Origin of the sequence: Acetobacter estunensis (genome assembly GCF_019083805.1) — a bacterium.
In the GTDB taxonomy this organism is placed as follows: domain Bacteria; phylum Pseudomonadota; class Alphaproteobacteria; order Acetobacterales; family Acetobacteraceae; genus Acetobacter; species Acetobacter estunensis_A.
In genome coordinates this window covers 1-243 of sequence record NZ_JAHRDV010000160.1, presented here as the reverse complement: position 1 = coordinate 243, position 243 = coordinate 1, and the positions used below count along the sequence as shown (strand labels likewise).

Annotated in this window: 2 pseudogenes; one reads left to right on the top strand and one right to left on the bottom strand. The window is 59.7% G+C overall.

Annotated features, from left to right (window positions below):
- Positions 1-80 (top strand): annotated as a pseudogene (locus KUA11_RS17675) (hypothetical protein); the annotation flags it as partial.
- A gap of 24 nt (positions 81-104) precedes the next feature.
- Here the strand turns inward: KUA11_RS17675 and KUA11_RS17360 are convergent.
- Positions 105-243: pseudogene (locus KUA11_RS17360) on the bottom strand (carbamoyl-phosphate synthase domain-containing protein); the annotation flags it as partial.

Genomic DNA, 243 nt, shown 5'->3' with positions numbered 1-243 from the left:
TAGTCAAGCAGGATCTCACAGCACCCGCTAACTGGCGTGCGACCGAGAGTCTCGACGCATGGCTCAAGGAACGTGGCGTTCCGGGAATCTGCGGCGTGGACACCCGCGCGCTGACGCTGCGCATTCGTGCCCACATTGCCGATATGGGGGAACGTGAAGGTGATGATCTGGCCCGCGAATGACGGGTCCGTCAGTGTTTCCTGATATCCGGTCATGCCGGTGGAGAAACAGATTTCACCCAGA